Consider the following 25,939-nt stretch of genomic DNA (forward strand, 5'->3'; position numbering starts at 1 on the left):
CGAACCCGTCAAAGATCCGCGAAATTTTCGACGATCGCACGCGCTTTCGGCAAGGCCGCGACGAGCGCTGCCACGCAGTCGGAATTGAGCTTCAGCGGCGCCATGCGCTGTAGCTCCTCGACCGCCGACTCGACCGACCACGGCTCCTTGTAGGGACGGCGCGAGGTCAGCGCGTCGAACACGTCGGCGACCGCCACGATCTGCGCTTCGATCGGTATCGCGTCGCCCGCAAGCCCCAGCGGATAGCCGCTGCCGTCGAGCCGCTCGTGGTGCAGACGCACGACGTTTTCGAGGATCGAGCGTCCGGGCATGTTGGCGAGCCCCAGACAGGCGACGATCTTTGCGACGATTTCCGCGCCGATATTCGAATGGGTCTTGATCGTGGCGAACTCGTCGGCGGTGAGCTTGCCGGGTTTCAGCAATATCGCGTCGGCGATGCCGACCTTGCCGATATCGTGCATCGGCGCAAAGCGGAATAGCCGATCGACGAAGGCGTCGGTGAGGCCATACTTTGCCGCAACGCCGTCGGCGATCAGGCGCGCAATATACGCCATGCGCCGCAGATGGTTCGCCGTATCGGTGTCGTGGAAGGCGCCGACCTCCTGCGCTGCCACGAGGGCCGCAAGCACGGCGCGCTGCTGGCTCGTCTTGAGCTTCACGAGCAGCGATACCATGTGCACGTACGGGGCAATTTTGCGCTGCCGCTCGGGCGTGAAATAGCCCGGCTCCGTCGAATTCACGAAAACGATGCCGATCAGCTTTTCCTCGTCTTCGACGGCGCACGCGTAGCTGGCCCGGTAACCCATCGCCAGTATGGCAGCGTTGTGCGGCGAGTTGACCGCGGCGAAGGCCGCCAGGTCGTCGATAACGCGCAACGCCGCGCCCTTCTTGGCAAAAGCAAGCGACGGCACGTCGGCAACCCGTGCGGCATAGTGCGCAAGCCCCGCATCGTCGGACCCGGCGAGTTGGTAGGTGTGCAGTACGTCGCTATCCGTATCGTACAAAGCGATCGCGAGCCGGATCGGCAGGTCGGCGCCGAGGGCTTCGAGGATTTGGTTGTGGATCGCGAGCAACTCACGCAAAAACGAGTCCGGCTGGTCGAGCGCGTCGGCTTTAGGTGCTGCCTGCTGAAGGAGAACTTGATTCATCGAACACCTCGTTTTCGGAACGGAACCAATTCATAGCGGCATGCAACTTTAACCTTGCCGCCGTCAGTTGCGGATTGACCGACCTATCGACCCAGAAAACCAAACGGGACGCGCGTGATACGACACTCAAGCTACGGGCGCGGCGCTTAACATTTCGTTACCGAAATCGGCGCGGCAGCCAGCCGCAGCCATCTTCTCTTAATGGCATGTTAACAAACGCGGTCCATTGTCCCATTCATGGGGCAAACATCTACGAACGACCGCACTGGATCGGCTGCGCCGGGCATGAACCCCGCGCGGCAGGCTGCCGCGCCGATCCATTACGCGGTCGGACTTCCAAGCTTTCTGCTCGTTTGCATCGTCGCAGCCATCTGGCTCGCGACCGCCGTCCAAATCACAGGGATGCGCGACGCGGCACAAGCGACGGCCGAGCGACGGATCACGTCGCAAGCCAACGTCGCGGCATTGCACGTCGCGCAGGTCGTGCAAGCGATCGCAACCAGCCTTCAAAGCATCGATGTCGTCCCAATTCTCGGCGAACGGCCAAGTGTTGGCGCACGAAACCGCATCCATTCGCAGCTTGGACGCCTAAAGAGCGCGTCCGACGCGATCCAGGCCATCGGTATCATCGGTGCCGACGGACGCGTTCGCGCCCTCGACTCCGACCCCAACCCGCGGCCGACGGACCTTTCCGACCGGCCCTATTTCGCAGCGCACCGCGACAGCCGGGATCCGGGGCTTCGTTTCGACGCGCCGATCGTTTCGCGCCCCGGCTTGCAGATCAGCATTCCGATCACGCGCCGCATCGAAACGGCCGACGGTGCGTTCGCCGGCGTGGTCGCCGCGCGCGTCGATCCGCACTATTTCGAATCCTTCCTGGAACTGACGGACGCGTCGCTCGCCTCGATCGCCACGCGCGAGGGCGTTTTGCTGGCCCGCTATCCGCAAGTCGATCTGATCAACGCGCCGACCTTGCCGGCTCGAGACGGCACCCCACAGCTGCAGCCAACGGTCCTACGCTCGCCCGTCGACGACCAAGACTATCTAATGAGGATTGTTGCGGTTCCGGGGACCGATCTGGTGATCCGCATCGGCGTGACCGCCCAGGAAATTGCAGACGATTGGCAAGGCCGCGCGGCGATGCCTGCCGCACGCGCCGTTGCGGCGACCTTGTTCCTGCTGGGGCTCGGCGCCTTCATTCGCCGACGCGACGAGAAACTGCGGGCCGCGCGCGAAGTCGAGGCCCAAATTCTCGCGGCCGCGAATGCCGAAAAAACGGCGGCCGAGGCAATCAGCCGGAACAAATCCGACTTTCTTGTGCAGATGAGCCACGAAATTCGCACGCCGCTCAATGCGATCCTCGGCTTCTCCGAAATGATTTCAGGCGACGTGCTGAAACTTGGCGTCGCGGACCGCTATCGCGGCTACGCAAACGACGTCCACTTCAGCGCCCAGCATCTGCTGGCCGTCATCAACCAGATCCTCGATATGGCGAAGGTCGAGGCCGGCAAATGGGAGCTCGACGAAACGGCATTTTCGGCCGGCGAGCTCGTCGAATCGACCGTTCGGCTCTCGGCCGCGCGTGCCACAGCAGCAGGCGTCGCGATCGATACGAGCGACGTCGATGGATCCATTGAGCTGAAAGGCGACGCGCGTACGCTGCGCCAGCTGCTGCTGAACCTCGCCGTCAACGCCGTGAAACACGCAGGTGCCGACCGGCTTGTCGTCTTTCGCGCGATGCGCGCCGCCGATGGCGGCGTCGTATTCGCCGTCTCCGACAAGGGCCTTGGCATGGCGCCCGAAGACGCAGCGCGCGTGCTGAACCCGTACGAGACGGTCCGCGACGACCGAACGCCCAAACGCGAAAGCACCGGGCTCGGCTTGCCGCTCGCCCGGCTTTTCGCGGAACTCCATGGCGGCCGCCTTTCGCTCGAAAGCGCGCTCGGCAAAGGCACGACCGTCAGGCTATCTCTGCCCAGAGACCGCGTCGTCGCCTGAGACGCGTACCAGCCGTCTATAGGGGCCGCGCGGAGTATCCGAACCGATCTCTCCATCGGGAAACATCTGAGTCGGTTCGCAAAGGCAGCCTTGGACGGCGATCGACGGCGCCGTGAGCCGGACAAAATGACGGCTGCCGTCGCCATGGCTATGCAAGCCAAGTATGTTGGCGGAGGCGCGTTCTAAAGAACGCCGACTACTCCCCAAAGACGGCAAATTCGAAATCAAATGTTCAGCATGGACGTCAAGGAGCAGCTCAGTTGCATCTGCAGTTCACGCGCTTGATAGCTGCCACGCAGAGCAACGGACAGAGATGTTGGCCAAATAGAAACGAAGGTACCTCATCAGCGCCGATCGCGATCAAACTGCGGAATTGTGTGTTATTTCGCAATTGAGGTATTGAATCTTTCGACATCGATCCACATATGCTTCTCGGTTTTTGAATGAAAGCCCGACAAGAATGTGTCCTCTGCAGAACTCTAAGAACAGGAACAGGGTGTAGATGTTGGAAGCTTCTATTGGCGCACTCGACGCGTCGCTGCCTTGGTTGCTGTCGATTGCCGCAATGGCGATTCTGACCGGCAATCATTTCGCAAGAGCCGTTCTCGTCGATTATGGTTTGTCGCTGCGCGCGCGCCAATATGTCGGCTTCGGATGCGTAGTTGCCGCTTTGGCAATGTGGTCGGGCATCACGTCGTGCCACGCGACGACGGGTTTGATCGCCGTGTTGATTGGCTTGAGCATCAATGCAATTCGCCTCAATCGATTTGCGCATGCGGTCGCTTCGAGCGTGTTTGCGGCCACCCTCGTCCCTGTCGTGGCAGTGTCGTGAACGGCGCGCGTCTCTTTTTCCCGGCTGCGTGGTCGCTCGATTCGTTCGCCGTACTCGATGCGATGCGCCCGCTTTACCAAGCCGGCGCAAGGAAAATCACGCGCTATCCGCTCAAGCATCTTCGCTACTGGTTCATGCGCCACCTGCTCGAGCAAAAGGCGGCGCAGTTGGGGCGGCCGCTTTCGGTACTCGAAATCGGCGTCGATCGCGGGCAGATGCTGGCATTTATGGGCGGGCCTGCGCGCAAATCCGAGCTGATCGGGCGGTGGGACGCAATCGACGTCGCGCCTGCACACGAGATGCTGGAACGCGTCGGCTACGACGACGTTCGCACCATGAATGTCGATGCCGGGGCAGATCCGCATCTTGAGCGGCGCTACGACGTCATGATCTTTTTGCATCTGCTGGAACATCTGCATGCGCCCGAACGCTGCTTGGAGCGCTTCCAGCATTATCTGCCGCTCGGCGGCACGATGATCGGCGGCAGCCCGACAATGCCGCGCCTGGTAGCCGACGCTGGCTACGAACGGCGCCTTGCCCGTCGGGCCCGGCCCTTCGGCCACGTCAGCGTCTTGTCGCCCGAGCGCATCGACAGCTTCGCCGAACAAGCCGGTTTGCACGTCGCCTTCATGTCCGGCGCATTTTTCATGCGCCGCCAGGGCAGCAGACTCGAGAATTCGTCATTGTGGCTGCGCGCCAACTTGGCTTTTGGCGGTTTGTTTCCGTCGCTTGGCAGCGAGGTTTATTTCGCGCTTGAGCGTAAGGCGTAGCGCCTCGACCCATGCTCAGGCGTAGGCTCTAGAAAGGGAGCGATGAAATCGCACTTCATCGCGATCGCCGCGGACCGAATCCGCGAGTGCTTAGGCCCTCCTAGTTCCGCGCCTGAAAATCAGATTCGCTTTATCGCGAACTTTTGATTTCTTCGAAGGCTGCATACGAGAAACCCGGTCGGAGCGGCGGGATTCGAACTCGCGACATCCAGCTCCCAAAGCTGGCGCTCTACCAGGCTGAGCTACGCTCCGCGACCGGACCGTCTATGTACACGATGCCACGCCCTCGCGGCTAGCGGAACATGGCCTAGCGGAACATCGGGTGGACGAGGCGGTCGCCCGGCTTGAGGCCGAGCCGCGCGGCCGTGCCGCCATTGAGTTCGAGCACGGCGCGCACTGGCTCGTCCGACGCGATGATGGCCTCGGACAAGGGTACGGCGCGCGCATGCACCTTGCGCACGATGCCGCGCGCATCGACGAACAACATGTCGAGCGGGATCAGCGTGTTGCGCATCCACATCGACACGGGCGCATCGCGCTGGAAATCGAACAGCATGCCTGCGTCGGCCGCCATCTGGCGGCGGAACATGAGGCCGACCGTGCGGCGCTCGTCGTTATCGGCCATCTCGACCGTGAAGCGATGGACCTTGCCGTCGCTTTCGATCGTGAGGCTCGAGGTTTCGAAACGGACATTGGGCGCTTGCGCGCCTGCCGGTGCGGCGGCCGGCAGAGTCGCGAGCGCGGCAAGCCCGAATACGAGAAGTGCGCGGCGTTGCAATGTCATGGCCAAGCTATAGCATGCGCCTGCGGTCGCGCGAAACCGCCTCGGCATGGCGGTTGACCGCATCGGCAAGGGCCGAAACTTCCGCGCGGATCGGGCCCTCGGCGGGTTCGTCCTGCAACGTGGAAAACCACGCCTCGGGGCGCGGCTGGTCCTTGCGCCGGTGCCAATCGAGGCTGCGCAGCAGGCTCTCGGCCGCGGGCGGCAATGTCTTGGGAATTTCGAAGCCGTTCAACGTTCCCCACATGCCGACCCAGGCACGTGCGACGCTCCACGGATTGTAGCCCCCGCCCCCGGTCATCAGCATCGGCAGCCCGAGCCGTTGCAACGCCGCCCCGGCGCGCCACAGCGCGTTGTTGGACAGAGCGAGGTTGGACAGCGGATCGTCGGCCAGCGCATCGGCCCCGCCCTGCACCACCAATACCTGCGGCTGGAACGCTTCGATATGCGGCAGCAAGGAAGCGTCGAACAGCAGCGCGAATTCGGCATCGTTGAGGCCTGCCGGGGCCGGGATGTTGACGGCATGCCCGGCATCCACGGCGCCGGTCTGCGGCCAGCGCCCAGCCTCGTGGATCGAGGCGAGCAGCACGCGTGGGTCGTCGCCCAAGGCCGCCTCCACGCCGTCGCAATGGTGCGCGTCGAGATCGACATAGGCCACGCGCGCAACGCCATGGTCGAGCAGCCGCAGAATGGCGAGCACGGGATCGTTCAGATAGCAAAAGCCGCTGGCCGCCGCCTTCTGCCCATGATGCGTGCCGCCGGCCGGCGAGTAGATCGTGCGCGCACGGCCTTGCGCCAGCATGTCGGCGGCGGCAAGCGAAGCCCCGCACGCGGTTGCGGGCCTGCGGAAGATTTCGCCGAACACCGGATTCCCGCCGCGCCCGATATTGTAGCGCTGCGAATCCTCGTCCGACACGGCTTGGGCGGCCTCGGCGGCCTGGAGGGCTGCGATGTAATCGGGCGCGTGGAAGCGGACGAGTTCGGCAGGCGTGGCGGTCGGGCTGTCGATATAGACCTCGTCGGGCAGCCAGCCCAGCAGGCGTGCGAGATCGATGCAGGTCGACACGCGCGGGATCGCCAGCGGATGGTTCGAGCCGTAGCGCGAGCGCCGATAGATCTCCGAGCCGATGAAAAAAGGGCGCGCATCCATGCCTCGTTGAGATAGGGCGGCTTGCAAACGCCGTCAATCGGGCGCTATAAACGAGCCGTTCGCACGGGGTGCCGAGCTTTTTCGGCTGAGATCACACCCGAGAACCTGATCCGGGTCATGCCGGCGTAGGGATTGCGGTAGATGGACAAGATTTCTCCAGCCGTCGCGGGCTTCGGCCTGCATGTGCGCCAAGCGCGCGTCGCGTTCGGCGGGACCGTGCTGTTCGACGATCTGTCGTTCGATCTGGCACCCGGAAGCTTCACGTGTCTGCTGGGCCCGTCGGGGATCGGCAAAAGCACGCTGCTGCGCTTGATCGCCGGCCTCGCCCCTGATGACGCACGCGCGGAGATAAACGCCGACGACGGCTTCCCGCTTGCCGGGCGCGTTGCCTGGATGGCGCAGACCGATCTCCTATGCCCGTGGCTCGATGTCGCGGCCAATGTGGCGTTGGGGGCCAGCCTGCGCGGCACGGGCATCGACAGCGCGCGCGTGGCGGCACTGCTCGAGGCGGTCGGGCTCGCCGATAAGACGCACGCGATGCCGAACACATTGTCCGGCGGGCAGCGCCAGCGTGCAGCCCTTGCGCGCACGTTGATGGAAGACCGGCCGCTCGTGCTGATGGACGAGCCGTTCGGCGCCCTCGATGCCATCACGCGCTGGCGCCTGCAGGATCTTGCCCTGCAGCTACTCGCAGGCCGCACGGTGCTGCTCGTCACGCACGATCCGCGCGAGGCATTGCGCATGGGCGACACGGTGCGGGTACTGGCGGGCCGCCCGGCCGCCTTGGGCGCCCCCTTGCATCCGCGCGGCCTGGCACCGGGCGCATTGCACGAAGCCGAGCACCGCCTGCTCGACGAACTCGCAGCGACGGCGGCCTGATGCGACCGCTGCTGCTGTTTTCCCTGTTCTGCGTCGTCTGGGAAGCTTTGGTGCGCGTCACGGGCGTGCCGGCCTTCATCCTGCCAGGGCCGATGCGCGTTGCCGCCGCTTTGGCCAACAACGCGTCCTTCCTTGCCGAGAACGCGCTCGTCACACTTCTTGAAATCGTGCTGGGCATGTTCGTGGGCGTGAGCCTCGGCTGCCTTGCGGCACTGGCGCTGAGTGCGTCGCGCGGTGCGCGCGCGTGGCTGCTGCCGCTCGTCGTGGCGAGCCAGGCGATCCCGATTTTTGCGATCGCACCCTTGTTGGTGCTCTGGCTCGGGTTCGGTCTTGCCTCGAAAGTCGCGGCGGCGGCCTTGGTCATCTTCTTCCCCGTCGCGTCCGTCTTCTACGACGGGCTTGCGCGCGTCGAGCGCGGCTGGCTCGACCTTGCCCAGGTGATGAACGCAAAACCCGCCGCCATTCTGTGGCGCGTGCGCCTGCCCGCCGCTCTGCCCGCCCTCGCTTCGGGTCTGCGCATGGCGGCCGCAATCGCCCCCATCGGGGCCATCATCGGCGAATGGGTGGGGGCAGCAGCAGGCCTCGGCTTCGTGATGCTGCAGGCGAACGCGCAGATGCAGACAGACCTCATGTTCGCAGCTCTGCTGGTGCTCGCGACCTTCGCCGTCCTGTTCTACCGGCTCGTCGACCGCCTCGCGCTTCGCCTGGCACCGTGGCAGCCGCCGACCCAATCCACCGTCTGACCGGGAGACCAACCATGATCCGCCGTCGCAACATTCTTGCTGGCTTTGCTGCCGCACCTTTCCTTGCAGGAACAGCGCGCGCGCAAGGGGCGGAGTTCACGCTGCTGCTCGATTGGTTCGTCAACCCGAATCACGGGCCGATCATCGTCGCCCAGGAGCTCGGCCATTTCCGCAATGCCGGGCTCAATGTCCGCATCTTGCCGCCGAGCGACCCCAACGATCCGCCGCGCCTGATCGCCGCCGGGCGCGGCGACGTCGCCGTGAGCTATCCGCACACGCAGATCTTCCAGGCCTCGCAGGATATCCCGGCTTTGCGCATCGGCGCGTTGATCGACAGCCCCTTGTCGACCGTGACCGTGCTCGCCGACGGGCCGATCAAGACGCTCGCCGATCTCCGCGGCCGCAAGATCGGCTATTCGATTTCGGGCGTCGAGTTGGCGTTGCTGCGCACGATGCTGGCCTCGGCCGGGGTGCCGGCGGGCGCTTACGAGACCGTCAACGTCAATTTCGCCCTGAGCCCGGCCTTGCTCACCAAGCGCGTGGACGGCGTCATCGGCGCGTTCCGCAATTTCGAACTGTTCCAGCTTGAAATCGAAGGCTCGAAGGGCCGCGCGTTTCTGCTCGAAGAGCACGGCATCCCGATGCACGACGCGTTGATCTTCGCCGCCCAACGCGAGCGCGCCCGCAACCGCGATCCCAAGCTGCGCGCGTTTCTCGACGCGGTCGCGCGCGGAGCGGCCGATGCCGCCGCCAATCCCGACGCCGCCTGGAACTTGTTCATCAAGGGCCGCGCCAATCTCGACAACGAACTCAACCGGCGTGCATGGAAGGCAACTGTGCCGCTGTACGCACGCAATCCGGCAGCCCTCGATCCCGCGCGCGAATTGGCGTTTGCGGAGTTCATGGCCAAAAACGGCTTGATTGCGACGGTCCCGCCGCTCGACAAGATCGCCGTGGCGCTTTAACGGCCCGCCGGGACCGGCGAGACTGGGGCCGCTGCCGCTTCGATGCGCGCCTGGGCTTCGCGCGTTTCGAGTTGGCGGCGCCACATCTGCGCGTAGACGCCGTCGGCTGCCTGCAGATCGGCATGGGTCCCACGCTCGACGACCTGGCCCTTGTCGAGTACGACGATCTGGTCGGCGTCCACGACGGTCGAAAGGCGGTGCGCAATGACCAGCGTGGTCACACCCGCCGAGATCTGGCGCAGCGAATCCTGGATCTCTTTTTCGGTGCGCGTATCGAGCGCGCTGGTGGCTTCGTCGAACACAAGCACTTTCGGGCGCTTCAAGATCGTGCGCGCGATCGACACGCGCTGGCGCTCGCCGCCCGAAAGCTTGAGGCCGCGTTCGCCGACGCGCGATTTGTAGCCGTCGGGCAGCGCCATCACGAAATCGTGGATGCGCGCGAGCCGGGCCGCCTCTTCCACCTCCGCACGCGTGGCCGACGGGCGCCCGTAGGCGATGTTGTAGTAGATCGTGTCGTTGAACAGCACGGTGTCCTGCGGCACGATGCCGATCGCGGCCCGCACCGAGCTTTGCGTAACGTCGCGGATGTCCTGGCCGTCGATACGGATTGCCCCGCCGTCGATGTCGTAGAAGCGGAACAACAGGCGCGAGATCGTCGATTTGCCGGCCCCGCTTGAGCCGACGATGGCGAGCGTCTTGCCGGCCGGCACGTCGATATCGAGCCCGTGCAGGATCGGTCGCCGCGCATCGTAGCCGAAATTGACGTTCTCGAAGCGCACATGGCCGCCCGCGACCGCAAGGTCGGGCGCACCCGGCTTGTCGAGGATCTCGGCTTCCGCGTGCAGCAGGCGGAACATCGACTGCATGTCGATCAGCGCCTGGCGCACTTCGCGATAGACCATGCCGAGGAAATTGAGCGGCAGATAGAGCTGAATGAGATACGCGTTCACGAGCACGAAGCCGCCGACTGTCATGTTGCCTGCCGCCACCATCTGGGCCGCAAGCCACATGACACCGGTGAGCCCGACCGCGATCACAAAGCCCTGCCCGACATTGAGCAGCGACAGCGATGTTTTCGAGAGCACGGCGGCTTTTTCGTAGGCGTCGAGCGATTTGTCGAAGCGTTGGGCTTCGTGGCGCTCGTTGCCGAAATATTTGACTGTTTCGTAGTTCAGCAGGCTGTCGACAGCTTTGGTCGAGGCTTCGCCCTCGGCCTCGAGCATCGCGCGCCGATAGCGCAGGCGCCACGCCGTGATCGCAAACGTGTAGGCGACGTAGAGAACGATCGTGGCGAAAGTGATGGCGGCAAAGCGCCAATCGTAGAGATACCAGAGCATGCCGCAGACCATCGCGATCTCGAGGATCGTCGGCACGATCTGGAACAGCATGAAATGCAGCAGATTCTCGATGCCGGCCGTCCCGCGCTCGATGGCGCGGTTGAGCCCGCCCGTTTGCCGGTCGAGATGGAAGCGCAAGGACAGCCGGTGCAGATGCTGGAAGGTCTCAAGCGCCACTTGGTGCATCGCCTGATGGGCGACGCGCGCGAACACGATTTCGCGCAGTTCGGTGAAAACCTGGCTCACGACGCGCGCGCCGCCGTAGGCGAGCACAAATCCGACCGCCACCGACAAGGCGATTTCTGCCCCGCCCGCACTCGACAGCGCATCGACGGCCTGTTTGTAAAACAAAGGGATCACGATCGTCGCAAGCTTGGCACCGACCAGCAGCACGACGGCCGACAGCACGCGTACGCGGATTTCGGGCCGCCCTTTGGGCCACAAATACGGCAAAAGCCGCAAAAGCGCGCGGGATTCGCCCGTAGCTTGGACACCGGGAACGTGAAGCGGATCTGCAGGGCCGACGCGACGCATTGCGCCAAGTTAGGCACTATCGATTGTAGATACTAGGGTTGCCTGCGCATAATCCACGCAATGCTGGTCTTGCTTAGCGGTAGCGAGGTCGGCTACAGAAACAGTCCAAACTCGGCAACAAAACACTTGGGAGGTACCCGCCAATGTCGAATTTCGACCTCACCCGTCGCGATGCGCTGAAATACGGCCTTGCCGCCGCTGCAGCCGCCTCGTCCCTGCCCGGCCTCGCTCAGGCTCAGACGCTCGACCGTCTGCGCATGTATATTCCGGCTGCCCCCGGCGGCGGCTGGGACCAGACCGGCCGCTCGATCGAGCAGGTCATGCGTGCCGCCGGCATCATGACGAATTTCCAGTTCGACAACGTGCCGGGTGCCGGCGGTGCTGTGGGCCTGCCGCGCTTCCTCGGCATGCGCGGCCAGGGCGACGTGATGATGGTCGCTGGCCTCGTGATGGTCGGCTCGCTGATCGCCAACAAGAGCCCGGTCAAGATGACCGACGCCACGCCGCTTGCCCGCCTCACGGGCGAATTCCAGGCCGTGGTGGTGCCCGCCAACTCGCCGCATCGCGACATGAAGAGCCTTGCCGCCGCCATCCAGGCGAGCCCCGGCGGCGTGTCGTGGGCCGGCGGTTCGGCCGGCGGTACCGACCATATTCTGGTCGGCATGATCGGCCAGGCGCTCAAAGTCGAGCCCAAGGCGATGAGCTACGTCGCGTTCGCCGGCGGCGGCCCTGCCCAGGCTGCAATCCTCGGCGGCCAGACCACGGCCGGCGTTTCGGGCTACGGCGAATTCGCCGAGCAGATCAAAGCCGGTCGCATGCGCTGCCTTGCCATCTCCGCGCCTGCACGCCAGCCCGGCATCGACGCGCCGACGCTGAAGGAACAGGGCATCGACGTGGAACTGGCCAACTGGCGCGGCGTGTTCGCCGCCCCCGGCGTGTCGCCGGCACAGCGTACCGTGCTGTTGGGCCTCGTCGATCGCATGGTCAAGTCGAGCCAGTGGAAGGAAGAGTGCGAGAAGCGCGACTGGACGCAGATCTACATGACCGGCGACGAGTTCGGCCGCTATGTGGTGAGCGAAGTCACGCGCGTCGAGGCGATCCTGCGCGGCCTTGGCCTTGCCACCTAAACAAGCCTAAAATGTGCCGATAACGGCGCCGAGCAGCCCGCCTGCGGCTGCTCGGCGCCGCTCTTGTCTTCCCGGGGGGGATGAATATGCGTTTGGTGCCTGAAATCTGGGTCGGCGTTGCCGTCCTGGCCTTTGCAGCCATTGTCTTCCAGCAAAGCACCGCCATTCCCGTCTCGCCGCTCTATGCGCGCGTCGGCCCCACCTTCGTTCCTTACGCGACCGCTTTCGCGCTCGGCATTCTCGGCGTCTTTCTGTTGATCGCCGGACTGCGCGGCGGCTGGAGCGGCGACGATCCCGAAATCGCCTTGCCGGTCGATTGGCGCAGCTTCCGCTGGCTGCTGCTCGGCCTCGCCCTCAACGTCGTACTGATCGACCAGCTCGGGTTCATCATCGCGTCGTGCTTGCTGTTCGTGTGCACGGCGCGCTGCTTTGGCAGCCGCAAGCCGCATGTCGATTTGGGATTGGGCTTCGTGCTCGCGACCGTCGCCTTTGTCGGCTTCGCCAAGGGTCTTGGCATCAATATCGGGTCGGGCCCGATCGAGGCATTGTTCTAGCCATGGATACGCTGTCGCAGCTGCTGAACGGCTTTGCCGTCGCCCTCACGCCGATCAATCTGATGTTCGCGCTGATCGGCACGTTCCTGGGCACGGCCATCGGCGTGCTGCCCGGCATCGGGCCGGCGCTGACCATCGCACTCCTGCTGCCGATCACCTTCAAGGTCGATCCGACGGGCGCTTTCATCCTGTTCGCGGGCATCTATTACGGTGCGATGTATGGCGGCTCGACGACCTCGATCCTGCTGAACACGCCGGGCGAGAGTGCGACGATCGTGACCGCGCTCGAAGGCAACCGAATGGCTAAGCGCGGGCGCGCCGGGGCCGCCCTTGCGACGGCGGCCATCGGCTCGTTCGTGGCCGGTACCATAGGCACGGTCGGCATCACGTTCCTGGCGCCAATCGTCGTGGAACTCGCCCTCAAGTTCGGCCCGGCAGAATATTTCTGCCTGATGACTCTGGCCTTCGTGACTGTATCGGCCGTACTCGGCAATTCGACCGTGCGCGGCCTCGTGTCGCTGTTTTTCGGCATCTGGCTCGGGCTTATCGGCATCGATCTGCAAACCGGCCAGCCGCGCTTCACCTTCGGCCTGATCGAGTTGCTCGACGGCATCAACGTGATCGTCGTTGCGGTCGGCCTGTTTGCGGTCGGCGAAACCTTGTGGCTCGCCTCGCGCCACGCGCACGGCAAGGACGAGCTCTTGCCGCTGTCGGGCTCGCTGTGGATGACGCGCGAGGAATGGAAACGCAGCTGGAAACCGTGGCTGCGCGGGACGGGTCTCGGCTTCTCGATCGGTGCCCTGCCGGCGGGCGGCGCTGAAATCCCGACCTTCCTGTCGTACTATCTCGAAAAGAAGCTCTCGCTCAAACCCGAAGAATTCGGCAACGGCGCCATCGAAGGCGTGGCCGGCCCCGAGGCCGCCAACAACGCGTCGGCCGCAGGCGTGCTGGTGCCGATGCTTACGCTCGGTCTGCCGACCTCGGCCACGGCCGCCATCATGCTGTCGGCGTTCCAAAGCTACGGCATCCAGCCAGGACCTCTGCTGTTCCAGACCCAGGCCAATCTCGTCTGGGGTCTCATCGCCTCGCTCTACATCGCCAATGTGATGCTGCTGGTCATGAACCTGCCGCTGGTACCGCTGTGGGTGAAGATCCTCGCCGTGCCCAAGCCCTGGCTCTATGGCGGTATTCTCTTGTTCGCCACGATCGGCACCTACGGCATCAGCCAGAGCGTGATCGACCTCATGCTGCTCTACGCGGTCGGCATTGCGGGCTATTTCATGCGCCGCTTCGACTTCCCGGCCGCCCCCGTAATCATCGGCATGATCTTAGGGCCCCTCGCCGAACAGGAACTGCGCCGCGCGCTGACGATTAGCCAAGGCGACTGGACCGTGTTCTTGACGCGGCCTTTGTCGGCGACACTGCTGGTCTTGGCCGCCGCCGCCCTCTTGGGCCCGCACATCTACGCCTACATGGCCAAGCGCCGCGCGGCTTAACCGATCAAGCTGCCGACACGGTCTTCCGGGTTCGCATCCAATGCAGGCCGAGCCCGCTCGCCAATAGGACAAGGCCCGCCAAGTCGGCGCGCGCGTCGGCGGCGATCAGCAGTATGCCGCCCAAGAGCGACAGCACGCGTTCGATCGCGGTCGCGTGCTGGCGCGCATAGCCGGTGATCCCCACGCATAGGCCGACGAGCGCCAAGCACGAGGTGATCGTTGTTTCGAAAATGCCCCACCAATCGCCCACATCTTCGGGCCATTTGCCTTCGGGCGTGAGCATCAATAGCTGCAGCCCTTCGGGCGTGAGGCAGAACATCAACGGCACGAGGAATGCCGGCAGCGTGTATTTCCAGGCCTGGATCATGGTCGGGAACGGGCGGCCGCCGCAGATAGCCGAGGCTGCAAACGGCGCCAAGGCCGTCGGCGGCGACACGTCGGCAAGGACCGCGTAGTAGAACATGAACATGTGCGCAGCCGGTGCCGGGATGCCGACATTGACGAGGGCGGGGACGAGCATCACGGCGGCGATGATGTAGCTTGCCGTGACGGGTACGGCGAGCCCCAGCACCCACATGGCAAGAGCCGCAAGCCCGATCACCGGCAGGCGTTCGCCGCCGCCGACGGCCACGATGATCGAGGACAGCGTCAGGCCAAGGCCCGTCAGATTGACGATGCCGACGATGAGACCCGCGCACGCGCACGTGGCGATGATGCCGAGCGTGCCGCGGGTTCCGTCCGTAATAGCCTCGATCATGCGCGTTGCGGCCGGATCGGGCTCGCGGCCTGCGCGCATAGCCAACACAGCCTGCACGCCCGACACCAGGATCGCCACGACCATGCCCCAGAAGATCGACGCCGAAATACGCCCGTCGAACAATTCGTCGAGATTCATCGCCTCGGGGAGTGCGGTCGAGCCGAACGCCCAGGCGAGCACGCCCGCAACCGTGCCCGCCGCGAAGGCCGACATGGTCACGAGACGGCTTTCCATACGCACCATCGACAGCATGAACGCGATCGCGATCGACCAGAACACGGCGAGGAACGAGGTGAATCCAAGCACGAGGAAAAACGCGATCGCCGCCAAAGACAGGAAATGGTAGCCCTGCGAAATCGTAAGCTGCCACAGCGACGCGTCCGACGTCTTGATGGCTTTGATGTTGAGGCTGCGCGAATCGGCCTCGGTCATCAGCCAGCACGACACGTAGTAGAGAATCGTCGGGATCGTCGCGTAGATCAGCACGACGAGATATTCGATATCGAGATATTCGGCGATGATGAACGCCGCGGCGCCCAATGTCGGCGGCGACAAGGTGGCGCCAATGCCGGCCGCCGAGAGCATGCCGCCCGCCACGGTCGGCGGATAACCCGCTTTGCGTAGCATGGGCCACGCGAGCGAGGCGACCGTCACGGTCGTTGCCACGCCAGAGCCCGAGACGGTGCCGAGCAGGAAGCCCGATGCCACGACCGCACGGCCCGGGGCCGATGGCGACGGTTTTTTGCCGAACAGCGCAAACGCCCAATCGATGAAAAATTTGCCCGCCCCGCCGCGGTCGAGTACGGCCCCATATAGAGTGAACAGGATGATGAAGGTCGCAGCCACGTCCATCGGCGTCGCGAAGATGCCTTCAAGCGTCAGATAGTTCTGGCCGATGATCCGGTTTATCGAAAAGCCGCGATGGTCGAACGGCTCGGGGATCGACGGCCCGAAATATCCGTAAAGCAGAATAAGGACCGTAATCGCGGGCAGAATCCAGCCGATCGTGCGCCTTGTCCCCTCGAGAATGAGCAGGATCAGCGTGCCGCCGAGCACGAGTTCGTCGGCCGTCGGGCGCGTCGGGCGCGTTTTGTAGGATTCGATGTTGGCGGCCAGATACCAAGCCGTCCACAGCGCGAAGCCGACGAAAATCCAGTCGATAAGCTGCGTGCGCGAAAGGATGCGGCTCGAAACGATGAGCGGATAGGCGGCAAAACACAGCGCGACAATGATGAGCAGACCGCCCGCAAACGGGCTGCGCTCGAAAATGCGGCCCTCGAGATAGAGCACGTACATGGCCCCGACGCCGAGCAGCGCTACGCACCATTCTTCGATCGTCGCGCGGCGCGTTTCTTTGGCGTCGCGCAGCAGCGGGTACAGCACAAAGATCAACGCCAGCGCCACGCCGAGGAAGCTCGAGCGATAGACCGTCGTGTTGATCGAAAACTGCGTCCAGTAGAGCGAATAGGCGCCAAGCCCGAATGCGACGGCGCCGGTGAGCCACCCGAGCCAGCCGGTCAGGCGTTTGGCGGGGCCGCCTTCGCTGTCCGAGGAAAGACGCTCGAGTTCTTCAGCCGACAATTCGACCTTGTCGGCGGCATTCGGATTGACCATCGGCGGCAACTTCCCTCGAAATTGGCGACAGCCCGCATCTGCGGCGGGTCTTCGCCCTCTACCCTGTTCGATACTTATGGAAGAAGAAACGCCGGAATGAAAACAAAAAAGACCCGGAACCAGAGGTTCCGGGTCTTCGCCATTCACCCCATCCGATGGGGGTTTAGGACATTGAGATGCCCTTCGAGCGGTAGAAAGCTTCCGCCGCCGGATGGAACGGCACGGCCGACTTGCCGGCCGCCGTCTGCAGCGTGAGCTTGCGCGCTTCGGGATGGATCCCCTGCACTTCCGTGAGGTTGTTGAAGATCGTCTCGAGCATCGAAGTGACCATGGCGTTGGGAAGCTTGGTCGGCACGATCAAAACGTTGGCAACGCCGAGGCCGCCCAGCGCTTCTGTCTGGTTGGCGTAGGAGCCGGCCGCCAGATTGAACGGGCGGTAGAGGCCTGGCCACTTGGCGTCGAGCACCGCGAATTCAGCGGTCGTCGGGATGAAGCGGATCGGCGGTTGGCCGCCGGTCGCAAGCTCGCGCACCGCCGCCGTCGGGATGCCGCCGATCCAGAAGAACGCGGCGATCTTGCCGTCCTTGAGGGCACCGGCCGATTCCGCGACGCCGAGATTGTCGCGCGTGATGTCGCGCATTTCGTTGAGACCGCTCGCCGCGATCACGCGGTCGGCGATCGATTCGGTCGACGAACCGGCCGAACCCACCGAAATGCGCCTGCCGCGCATCTGGGCAACGGTCGTCACGTTCGAGGACTGGCTCGCCACGACATGCAGGAACGAATCGTACAGCATGCCAATGACGCGGATATCCTGCTTGCCGTCGGCCTTGTAGGCACCCTCGCCGATCATGCCGTCGTAAGCGCTGTCCATCGTCGAGAAGCCGAGTTCGGCATCGCCCGAGTGCAGCAGTTTGACGTTGTCGACCGAACCGCCGGTGACCTGCGAGGTCGCCTGCGTGTTGGTCATCTTTTCGGCAAACAGCTTCGCCAAGCCGCCGCCATAGGGGTAGAACACCCCACCCGTGCCGCCGGTCACGACGGTGATGCGGCGACGCCCTTGGGCAATTGCCGGGGCTGCGAGCAGGCTGGCGGCTGCGGCACCCATCGCGAGTGCGGAACGACGATTAATGGTCATCTTGGAAAACCTCCCTGTTGCGGCGCGTCCGCGCCTGCGGTTTTGTTCAACGCAAAAATGGCGTCGAAACACCCTGGTACTCGGTGGTGTTAATATGGGAAACTTGTGTCGCTTTTCCACCAATATTTTGCGCAAATGGCGCAAATGAGCGGGCATCTCCATGAATCTTAGCGGCGAATACCGGCTTCCCCTGCCCCGGACTGTGGTTTGGGACGGTCTCAATGATCCCGAGATCCTCAAACAATGCATTCCGGGTTGCGAGGAACTGACCAAAACCGAGGATAACGGCTTTGCAGCCAAGGTCGGTCTCAAGATCGGCCCGATGACCGCGCGGTTTACGGGCAAGGTGACGCTGTCGGACATCGACCCGCCCAACGGCTACAAGATCGCGGGCGAAGGCCAGGGCGGGGTTGCCGGCTTCGGCAAGGGCTCAGCCATCGTGAAGCTGGCCGAGGACGGTGCGGGCGGCACGATCCTCACCTACACGGCCGACAGCCAGGTCGGCGGCAAAATGGCGCAGCTCGGCTCGCGCCTCATCGATGCGACAGCCAAAAAACTGGCCGATGAATTTTTCGGGAAGTTTGCTGCGACCGTCGCACCGCCGGCAGCGGCCGAAGCGCCTACCGCAATTGCGGACGAAACGCCGCAAACGCCCGCAATTTCGGCACCGCAAAGCGGCGGTCTGCCGCAGAGCGTGTGGATCGCAGCCTTGGTGGCGGCGGTCGCGATCGTGCTGTGGATGGTGTTGCGCGGTTGACGCTTGACGGCGGACCCAAGCACCCCCAACACTGCGACCCAACCGAACCAAAAATCATCGAACGAAACATCAAGGGGAGAGACGATGGCCAAGATTTCGCTGACCGTAAACGGCAAGAAGGTTTCCGCCGAGGTCGAAGGCCGCACGCTGCTGGTGCAGGTGCTGCGCGAAAAACTCGGCATGACCGGCACGCATGTGGGCTGCGACACCAGCCAATGCGGCGCATGCGTCGTGCATATCGACGGCAAGTCGGTCAAATCGTGCACGGTGCTGGCGGCCCAGGCCGACGGCACGTCCGTCACGACGATCGAAGGGCTTGCCAACGGCAACGAACTTCACCCGATGCAGGCGGCGTTCAAGGAACATCACGGCCTGCAATGCGGCTTCTGCACGCCCGGCATGGTCATGAGCGCCATCGAGCTTGCCAAGCACAATTCCAATCCGAGCGAACACGACGTGCGCGAGTGGCTCGAAGGCAATATCTGCCGCTGCACGGGCTACCACAACATCGTCAAAGCGGTGCAAGCCGGCGCTCAAGCGATGGCCGCCGCGAAATAAACTCGACAAGCGAATAATCGCGCAAACGCGAAACGCTGCAGGGAGAAACGCACATGGCAATCGACGGAATTGGCGCCGCGGTGCGCCGCAAAGAGGATTACCGGTTCCTGACGGGCCAGGGCAACTACACCGACGACATCTCGCGCCCGAACCAGGTGCACGCCTATTTCGTGCGTGCACAGACCGCGCATGCCAAGATCGTGCGCATCGACACCCGCAAGGCCAAAGCGGCCGAAGGCGTGGTCGCGGTGTTCACCGGCCCCGACATGGCGGCCGATGCGATCGGTGGCCTGCCCTGCGGCTGGCTCGTCAAAAACAAAGACGGCAGCCCGATGCAGGAACCGGCCCATCCGGTGCTGGCGATCGACCACGTCCGTCATGTCGGCGATCCGATCGCCGTCGTCGTCGCCGAAACGCTGTCGCAAGCCAAGGATGCCGCCGAACTCATCGACATCGAACTTGCCGACCTTCCCGCCGTCGTGGGCTTGGTCGATGCGCTGAAGCCGGGTGCGCCTGCGGTGCATGCCGGCGGCAATCTGTGCTTCGACTGGCATATCGGCGACGCAGACCAAGTCGCTGCTGCGTTCAAGAACGCCTACAAGGTCGCCAAAATCGACCTCGTCAACAATCGCCTGATCGCCAATCCGATGGAGCCGCGCGCGGCAGTCGGGGAATATGATCGCGCAACCGGCGAATACACGCTCTTCACCACAAGCCAGAACCCGCACGTGATCCGCCTGCTGATGGGCGCGTTCGTGCTGCATATTCCGGAAAGCCGCCTGCGCGTTGTGGCACCGGACGTCGGCGGCGGTTTCGGCTCGAAGATCTACCATTATGCCGAAGAAGCGTTCGTGACCTGGGCCGCGCCCAAGATCGGCCGACCGGTCAAATGGACGGCCGAACGCGGCGAAAGCTTCATGTCGGACGCACAAGGCCGCGACCATGTTTCGCATGCCGAACTGGCGCTGGACAAAAACGGCAAGTTCCTGGCGCTCAAAGTCAGCACGCTCGCGAACATGGGGGCGTATCTCTCGACCTTTGCGCCCGCGATCCCGACCTACCTCTACGCAACGCTTTTGGCGGGCGTCTACACCACGCCCGCGATCTATGCCGAAGTGAAGGCCGTGTTCACGAACACCGTGCCGGTCGATGCCTATCGCGGTGCGGGTCGGCCCGAGGCGGCCTTCCTCATCGAGCGCATCGTCGACATTGCGGCGGCCGAAATGGGCATGGACAGAATTGAAATCCGCAAGCGCAACTTCATCCCGACCAACGCGTTCCCGTACCAAACGCCGGTCGCCTTGCAATATGACAGCGGCGACTATTTCGCCACTCTCGAAGGGGCGCTGAAGGCCATCGACTATAAGGGCTTCGAAGCGCGCCGGGCCGCGGCCAAGAAGGCCGGCAAGCTGCGCGGCATCGGCATTTCCACGTATGTGGAAGCGTGCGGCATTGCACCCTCGAACATTGCGGGCGCTTTGGGCGCGCGCGCAGGCCTCTACGAATGCGCCAATGTGCGCGTGCACCCGACCGGCTCCGTTACGCTGTTCACGGGCTGTCACAGCCACGGCCAGGGCCACGAGACGACCTACGCGCAGCTGATCGCTGAGCGGCTCGGTATCGGTCTCGACCAGATCGAAGTCTCGCACGGCGACACGAACAAGATCCCGTTCGGCATGGGCACCTACGGCTCGCGCTCGCTGGCCGTGGGCGGTACCGCCGTGGTCAAGGCGCTCGACAAGATCGTCGATAAAGCCAAGAAGATCGCGGCCCATCTGCTCGAAGCGGCCGAGGCCGACATCGAGTTCAAGGACGGCAAATTCACGGTCGCAGGCACGGACAAGTCCAAGAGCTTCGGCGAGATCGCACTCACGGCCTACGTGCCGCACAACTATCCGCTCGAAACGCTCGAGCCGGGCTTGGACGAAACCGCCTTCTACGATCCCAAGAACTTCACCTTCCCCGGCGGCGCGCATATCTGCGAAGTCGAAATCGATCCCGACACGGGCGTGGTCAAGGTCGTCGATTTTGCGGCATGCGACGACGTGGGTCGCGTGGTCAACCCGATGATCGTCGAGGGCCAGGTGCATGGCGGCTTGGCGCAAGGGATCGGCCAAGCCCTGATGGAAGAATGCGTCTACGACGACAAGGGCCAGCTGCGCTCGGGCTCGTTCATGGACTACACGATGCCGCGCGCCGACGATCTGCCGTCCTTCAAGGTCTCGACGGCAATCACCTTGTGCACGCACAATCCGCTCGGCGTGAAGGGGGTGGGCGAGGTCGGCGCCATCGGCTCGCCGCCTGCCGTCATCAATGCGGTCGTGGACGCGCTCAAGGATTTCGGCGTTCGCCACATCGACATGCCGGCAACGCCGCAGAAAATCTGGGCGATCGTCAATGGCGGCCACCGCATGGCCGCCGAGTAGACCGCCCCAATCTGATCGAACAAGGAGATTTGCGATGTACGATTTTGCCTACCACAAACCCGCCACGGTCGCCGATGCAGCCAAACTTCTTGCCGCCGACGGCGACGCTAAGGCGCTGGCCGGCGGCCAGACGCTGATCCCGACGCTGAAGCAGCGCCTGGCGAAGCCCAGTGCGGTCGTCGATCTCTCGGCCATCAAGGATCTGTCCGGGATCGCGGTCGCGGGCGGCAAGGTCACGATCGGTGCGATGACGCGCCACCGCGACGTCGCAGCCTCGGCCGAAATCAAGAAGGCCCTGCCCGCTCTTGCCGCACTTGCCGACGGGATCGGCGATCCGCAGGTGCGCAATCGCGGCACGATCGGCGGCTCGATCGCCAACAACGATCCGGCGGCCGACTATCCGGCGGCGTGCCTGGCCTTGGGTGCCACGATCAAGACCAACAGCCGCGAAATCCCGGCCGATGCGTTTTTCCTCGGCATGTTCGAAACGGCGCTGAAGCCCGGCGAGATCATCGTGTCGGTGAGCTTCCCGATCCCCGAGAAAGCCGCTTACGTCAAATTCGGCCAGCCCGCCTCGCGCTATGCGCTGGTCGGCGTGATGGTCGCCAAAGCCGCCTCGGGTGCGCGCGTCGCCGTCACCGGTGCAGCCTCGGCCGTGTTCCGCTGGTCGGACGCGGAAGCAGCCCTGTCGAAGAGCTGGGGTGCGTCGTCGCTCGAAGGCGTCAAGGTTTCGCCCGACGGCCTCAACAGCGACATCCATGCAGCGGCAGACTATCGCGCCCATCTCGTGGGCGTGATGGCCAAGCGCGCGGTGGCAGCGGCAGGCTGAACCACGCCATATTGTTGTACTTCGACGCTGGCGGAAGCTATTCCGTCGGCGTCGAAGCTGTTTTATGGTTCGCACGTTGCATCTGCTGATCGGGGGGCAGCGTGGTTGACAGGATGTCTTCGGCTAAGCCGCGCGATACGTCCGAAAGACTGCTTTCTCTGCGTGTATTTCTTCCGCTCGGCGCCGCCGCCGTGTTTTCAATCGTATTTCTTGCCTATTCATATCTGGGCTTCAGGGATGCTGTCGCGCGGGCCGACCGCGAAGCGGATCAGCATGCACGCGAGCGAATTGCCGCCATTGTGGAAAGCGCGCGCGACTTCGTCACGGCGTTCGAGAGCGAAGCTGGCTTCGCAGCACGCATGATCGAATCGCGTCTTGTGGACGAAAAAGATACGGGCGCGCTGAAAAGATTCTTCTTCGAGCTGCTGCAACGTCGGGAGGGTTTGCGCGCGGTCTACCTCGGACGTGCCGATGGATCGTTCGAGTTCGTGCGCCGCGTGCAGGACGGCACGTTCGAAACGCGCCAGATCGGCGCCGACAGCGTTGAGCGCAGCGTCCGCATCGAACTCTGGAGCGAAGGGTACGAGCATGTTGCGCCCGCAAGCACGCAGCCCGACGAATTCGATCCGCGCGAACGGCCTTGGTACCGCGCCGCGGCGTTCAACCGGGTGGCCGCCTGGTCGCCGCCCTACGCCTATTGGTCGACCGGTGAAGTAGGACTGAGCTTTGCGCGGGTGGTCGCATGCCCGGCCACCTCGACGAGCTGCGTTTTGGGTGTCGATATGACCGTCGAAACCCTGGCCCGCAGTCTCGATCAAGCTGTGCGCGGCGACAGCGGCATTGGTGCATTTGTGCGCTCCGAGCCGGCAGAACCGATCGCGGTGTCGACCGGAACAAATCCACGCGCCATGGCGGCCGCACTTGCTGCGCCATTCGCGCGCCTCCAGGAAATCGCGGTCGACCGACGGCGCTACCTTCTCGCCAGCGATGACATCGGGGCGGCTGGCGTACCCTGGACGATCGGGGTCTACGTCCCGCGTTTAGGATTCAACGATTGGGTGGGCGGAATCAAGCACGCAAGCTTCGCGTCCGGTGCAGTTGCAGTATCTCTCTCTTTGGCTTTCGGCTTCATCCTGTGGCATCGCATCACAACCGGACTCGGCGGCGTCGCCCATCTGGCCGCGACGATCGGCGAGCGCAAACCTGCGCCTGCGGTGCGCGACCTCGGTTTCGCCGAAATCGAGGCCGTCGCCGCAACGCTGCGCACCATGGACGCCGATCTCACGCGCCATGGGCTGGCGCTTGATAAAGCGATGGCCGAACTCGTGCGCGCGGACCAGGCAAAAACCGAATTCCTCGCGCAGCTTAGCCACGAATTACGAACGCCCCTCAACGCCGTCTTGGGTTTTGCGGGCCTGCTGCAAACGACGGCGGGCGGGCGGCTCAACGACCGCGAAATCAGCTATCTAGCCGACATCGTCGCGGCCGGCGGCTACCAGCTTGCGATGATCGACAATCTGCTCGAGTACGCGCGCGCGGGGGCGGGCAGCCTCACCTTGGTGATCGCACGCGTCGAGCTATCGGAAATCGCAGGCGTTGCGGCGCGCATGGTCTCCGCACGCGCCGAGAGCAAAGATATCGAACTGTCGCTCGTGCTCGAACATGGCCTGTTCGTGTCAGCCGACGCGACGAAGCTGCGCCAAATCTGCGTCAACCTAATGGACAACGCGATCAAATATACCCCGCGCGGCGGGCGCATTGAGGTGGCGTGTGGCCGGGACGATTCGGCTCGTTCCTATGTTCGCGTAACCGACACTGGAATCGGCATGACCGCCGAAGAACTCGCAGATGCCCGCAAACCTTTCATGCGCGTCGCCCCCAGCGCCATCGCAGTCCGCGAGGGCGGCATCGGCTTGGGCTTGCCGATCGCGCAAGCCCTTGCCGATCTGCTCGGCGCCGATCTGCTGCTAGAAAGCCAGCCGAATCGAGGCACAACCGCGACGCTGGTTTTTGCTGCGGCCGACTGACCGGACGCCGTGACGCCCGCCTCTCACGTCTCCTGCCCGCTCTGCCAGCGGTAGAGTGTCAGGCACAAAAAAGCTTCGATGCGCCCGTCGGCGGCGGCAAAGGGCAGCATCACGCCTTCGAGCTCGGTCACATGGGCGTGGTGCTGCAAGGTTGGCGGGCCGCGATACCAATTGGGCGCGCGGCTTGCCACGGCCGCCGCAAGGCTCGCCTGCAGATTGGATTGCGTGCCCGTGCGCGGCAATTCGTCGACATAGAGGCCCGGTCGGCCCGGCGCGCCCGCTTCGAGCACGGCTTCGCCGAGCAGGCGAAAACGGAAGCGCAGCGGCTCGTGCTCGACGCCGAGCAGGTAGATGTTCGGCAACAGCCGGGCGACCGCCATCGGCTCGAAATCGGCAAAAAACGGCAGGTCGTGGCCTTCGCGCTTGAGGCCGCGCCAGTGGGCCGCGATGGCGGCGAGTTTCTCGGGCAGGGAATCGGGGGACGGCAGCGGCATGGTGATTAAATAGGTATGACCATGGCCGCCGTCCAGCCCGACTTCAGTACCGCCGATACGGCAGGAACTTGCCGTGCATCGTGATCTTCACGCGGTCGCCCTTGGGATCGGGCAGGCGCTTCATCTCCATCTCGAAATCGATCGCCGACATGATGCCATCGCCGAATTCTTCGTGGATCAGCTCCTTCCAGGTCGTGCCGTAGACTTGGATGAGTTCGTAGAAGCGGTAGATCAGCGGATCGGTCGGCGGCCCCGGCGGCAGCGAGCCGCGATACGGGATCTCGCAAAGGATCTCCGCCTCGTCCTTCGAAAGGCCGAACAGCTTGGCGGCCTTGGCCGCGTGCTCGGGCAGCATCGACATTTGGCCGAGCAGAGCCGCCGTCGTCCAAACCGGGTTCATGCCGATTTTCTCGGCGATCTTGTTCCAGCTCAGCTTCTTCTTCTTTTTGATCGCGAGAATCTTCTCGCCGAGTTTGTCTTTGGCATCATTCATGGGTTCCTCCTTTGGAAATCAACTGGCCGCGCGCAGCGTGCCGGGGCTGGTTTCGGGCGGCCGGCGCGGGTCGTACCCGGCCGGAATCGCCGACGCAAAACCGCGCGAGCGTTCGACCAGAAAATCGACGATGTGGTTGCGGATCGCGTAGTAGTGCGGGTGTTTGTGGATGTCGTGGCGCGTGCGGTTGCGCGGCAGCGTGTTGACCACGATCTCGGCGATCTTGGCCTCAGGCCCGTTCGTCATCAGCACGATGCGGTCGGCGAGTAGGATCGCCTCGTCCACGTCGTGCGTGATCATGAACACCGTCTGCTGCGTGGCCGCGCACAAGCGCAGCACTTCTTCCTGCAGCGTGCCGCGCGTCAGCGCGTCGAGTGCGGAAAAGGGTTCGTCCATTAGCAGCATCTTGGGCTCGATCGACCGAGAAACGCAGGCAATTCCCATGCCACCGTCGCCCACCTTCGGCACCCTGCCCCCTTCCGTGCCGTGCCCCGGCTGTGCGATGCTCCTTCCAACCTCCAACCCCATGAGT

Annotated in this window: 22 protein-coding genes, 1 tRNA gene, 1 pseudogene and 2 riboswitches; of the genes and pseudogenes, 14 read left to right on the forward strand and 10 right to left on the reverse strand. The window is 64.0% G+C overall.

Features of this window, described 5'->3' with window-relative positions; genetic code table 11:
- Positions 1-8: 8 nt before the first annotated feature.
- A complete protein-coding gene (locus O9320_12885) occupies positions 9-1,148 on the reverse strand; it encodes an HD domain-containing protein (GenBank protein ID MCZ8311743.1) in 1,140 nt (379 codons plus the stop codon).
- A 285-nt stretch (positions 1,149-1,433) separates the two neighbouring features.
- Between O9320_12885 and O9320_12890 the strand changes: the two genes are divergently transcribed.
- The 3 genes from O9320_12890 (at position 1,434) to O9320_12900 (ending at position 4,748) form a co-directional block, all read left to right on the forward strand.
- Positions 1,434-3,146 (forward strand): ATP-binding protein, encoded by a 1,713-nt coding sequence (locus O9320_12890; protein MCZ8311744.1) that lies wholly within the window; start codon positions 1,434-1,436, stop codon positions 3,144-3,146.
- 115 nt (positions 3,147-3,261) lie between these two features.
- Positions 3,262-3,363, reverse strand: a riboswitch (yybP-ykoY riboswitch).
- Between the two features lie 285 nt (positions 3,364-3,648).
- Complete coding sequence (locus O9320_12895; GenBank protein MCZ8311745.1) at positions 3,649-3,978, forward strand: hypothetical protein; 330 nt, start codon at positions 3,649-3,651, stop codon at positions 3,976-3,978.
- Positions 3,975-4,748: a methyltransferase domain-containing protein gene (locus O9320_12900; GenBank protein ID MCZ8311746.1), complete on the forward strand. Its 774-nt coding sequence runs from the start codon at positions 3,975-3,977 to the stop codon at positions 4,746-4,748. Before O9320_12895 ends, O9320_12900 begins: the two co-directional genes overlap by 4 nt.
- 178 nt (positions 4,749-4,926) lie before the next feature.
- Here the strand turns inward: O9320_12900 and O9320_12905 are convergent.
- From O9320_12905 to O9320_12915, 3 genes are all read right to left on the reverse strand, one after another.
- A tRNA-Pro gene (locus O9320_12905) sits at positions 4,927-5,000 on the reverse strand.
- A 55-nt stretch (positions 5,001-5,055) separates the two neighbouring features.
- The gene (locus O9320_12910; protein MCZ8311747.1) at positions 5,056-5,532 is read right to left on the reverse strand and encodes a DUF192 domain-containing protein; all 477 of its coding nucleotides are present in this window, start codon (positions 5,530-5,532) and stop codon (positions 5,056-5,058) included.
- A 7-nt stretch (positions 5,533-5,539) separates the two neighbouring features.
- Complete coding sequence (locus O9320_12915; GenBank protein MCZ8311748.1) at positions 5,540-6,679, reverse strand: acetoin utilization protein AcuC; 1,140 nt, start codon at positions 6,677-6,679, stop codon at positions 5,540-5,542.
- Positions 6,680-6,733: 54 nt separating this feature from the next.
- Positions 6,734-6,829: riboswitch (TPP riboswitch) on the forward strand.
- On the opposite strand from O9320_12915, the gene O9320_12920 reads away from it, so the two are divergent.
- From O9320_12920 to O9320_12930, 3 genes are all read left to right on the forward strand, one after another.
- Positions 6,821-7,558: an ABC transporter ATP-binding protein gene (locus O9320_12920; GenBank protein ID MCZ8311749.1), complete on the forward strand. Its 738-nt coding sequence runs from the start codon at positions 6,821-6,823 to the stop codon at positions 7,556-7,558. Its footprint overlaps the riboswitch before it by 9 nt.
- Positions 7,558-8,301, forward strand: coding sequence for an ABC transporter permease (locus tag O9320_12925; GenBank protein ID MCZ8311750.1), 744 nt, complete (start codon positions 7,558-7,560; stop codon positions 8,299-8,301). Before O9320_12920 ends, O9320_12925 begins: the two co-directional genes overlap by 1 nt.
- A gap of 14 nt (positions 8,302-8,315) precedes the next feature.
- The gene (locus tag O9320_12930) at positions 8,316-9,266 is read left to right on the forward strand and encodes an ABC transporter substrate-binding protein (GenBank protein ID MCZ8311751.1); all 951 of its coding nucleotides are present in this window, start codon (positions 8,316-8,318) and stop codon (positions 9,264-9,266) included.
- Here the strand turns inward: O9320_12930 and O9320_12935 are convergent.
- The gene (locus tag O9320_12935; protein MCZ8311752.1) at positions 9,263-11,137 is read right to left on the reverse strand and encodes an ABC transporter ATP-binding protein/permease; all 1,875 of its coding nucleotides are present in this window, start codon (positions 11,135-11,137) and stop codon (positions 9,263-9,265) included. The two genes, O9320_12930 and O9320_12935, sit on opposite strands and share 4 nt — an antisense overlap.
- Positions 11,138-11,280: 143 nt before the next feature.
- Here O9320_12935 and O9320_12940 point away from each other — a divergent pair, with 143 nt between their 5' ends.
- From O9320_12940 to O9320_12950, 3 genes are all read left to right on the forward strand, one after another.
- The gene (locus O9320_12940) at positions 11,281-12,264 is read left to right on the forward strand and encodes a tripartite tricarboxylate transporter substrate-binding protein (protein MCZ8311753.1); all 984 of its coding nucleotides are present in this window, start codon (positions 11,281-11,283) and stop codon (positions 12,262-12,264) included.
- Between the two features lie 80 nt (positions 12,265-12,344).
- Positions 12,345-12,818: a tripartite tricarboxylate transporter TctB family protein gene (locus O9320_12945; protein ID MCZ8311754.1), complete on the forward strand. Its 474-nt coding sequence runs from the start codon at positions 12,345-12,347 to the stop codon at positions 12,816-12,818.
- 2 nt (positions 12,819-12,820) lie between these two features.
- Positions 12,821-14,314 (forward strand): tripartite tricarboxylate transporter permease, encoded by a 1,494-nt coding sequence (locus tag O9320_12950; protein ID MCZ8311755.1) that lies wholly within the window; start codon positions 12,821-12,823, stop codon positions 14,312-14,314.
- A gap of 4 nt (positions 14,315-14,318) precedes the next feature.
- Here the strand turns inward: O9320_12950 and O9320_12955 are convergent, their stop codons facing one another.
- The gene (locus O9320_12955) at positions 14,319-16,685 is read right to left on the reverse strand and encodes a TRAP transporter fused permease subunit (GenBank protein MCZ8311756.1); all 2,367 of its coding nucleotides are present in this window, start codon (positions 16,683-16,685) and stop codon (positions 14,319-14,321) included.
- A gap of 163 nt (positions 16,686-16,848) precedes the next feature.
- Complete coding sequence (locus O9320_12960) at positions 16,849-17,823, reverse strand: TAXI family TRAP transporter solute-binding subunit (protein MCZ8311757.1); 975 nt, start codon at positions 17,821-17,823, stop codon at positions 16,849-16,851.
- A 160-nt stretch (positions 17,824-17,983) separates the two neighbouring features.
- Here O9320_12960 and O9320_12965 point away from each other — a divergent pair, with 160 nt between their 5' ends.
- The 5 genes from O9320_12965 to O9320_12985 all read left to right on the forward strand — a co-directional run bounded on the left by O9320_12965 (position 17,984) and on the right by O9320_12985 (position 24,420).
- The gene (locus tag O9320_12965; GenBank protein MCZ8311758.1) at positions 17,984-18,580 is read left to right on the forward strand and encodes a carbon monoxide dehydrogenase subunit G; all 597 of its coding nucleotides are present in this window, start codon (positions 17,984-17,986) and stop codon (positions 18,578-18,580) included.
- 84 nt (positions 18,581-18,664) lie between these two features.
- Positions 18,665-19,138: a (2Fe-2S)-binding protein gene (locus O9320_12970; protein MCZ8311759.1), complete on the forward strand. Its 474-nt coding sequence runs from the start codon at positions 18,665-18,667 to the stop codon at positions 19,136-19,138.
- A 53-nt stretch (positions 19,139-19,191) separates the two neighbouring features.
- A complete protein-coding gene (locus O9320_12975) occupies positions 19,192-21,564 on the forward strand; it encodes a xanthine dehydrogenase family protein molybdopterin-binding subunit (GenBank protein ID MCZ8311760.1) in 2,373 nt (790 codons plus the stop codon).
- Positions 21,565-21,598: 34 nt separating this feature from the next.
- Complete coding sequence (locus O9320_12980) at positions 21,599-22,393, forward strand: xanthine dehydrogenase family protein subunit M (protein MCZ8311761.1); 795 nt, start codon at positions 21,599-21,601, stop codon at positions 22,391-22,393.
- A gap of 299 nt (positions 22,394-22,692) precedes the next feature.
- Positions 22,693-24,420, forward strand: a complete 1,728-nt coding sequence (locus tag O9320_12985) for an ATP-binding protein (protein MCZ8311762.1) — start codon at positions 22,693-22,695, stop codon at positions 24,418-24,420.
- 23 nt (positions 24,421-24,443) lie between these two features.
- On the opposite strand, the gene O9320_12990 is transcribed toward O9320_12985, so the two are convergent.
- From O9320_12990 to O9320_13000, 3 genes and pseudogenes are all read right to left on the reverse strand, one after another.
- Positions 24,444-24,914, reverse strand: coding sequence for a PAS domain-containing protein (locus O9320_12990; GenBank protein MCZ8311763.1), 471 nt, complete (start codon positions 24,912-24,914; stop codon positions 24,444-24,446).
- A gap of 43 nt (positions 24,915-24,957) precedes the next feature.
- Positions 24,958-25,407: a cyanase gene (gene cynS, locus O9320_12995; GenBank protein ID MCZ8311764.1), complete on the reverse strand. Its 450-nt coding sequence runs from the start codon at positions 25,405-25,407 to the stop codon at positions 24,958-24,960.
- An 18-nt stretch (positions 25,408-25,425) separates the two neighbouring features.
- Positions 25,426-25,836 (reverse strand): annotated as a pseudogene (locus O9320_13000) (ABC transporter ATP-binding protein).
- Positions 25,837-25,939 lie beyond the last annotated feature (103 nt).

The organism is Magnetospirillum sp., from assembly GCA_027532905.1.
Classification (GTDB): Bacteria; Pseudomonadota; Alphaproteobacteria; order CACIAM-22H2; family CACIAM-22H2; genus Tagaea.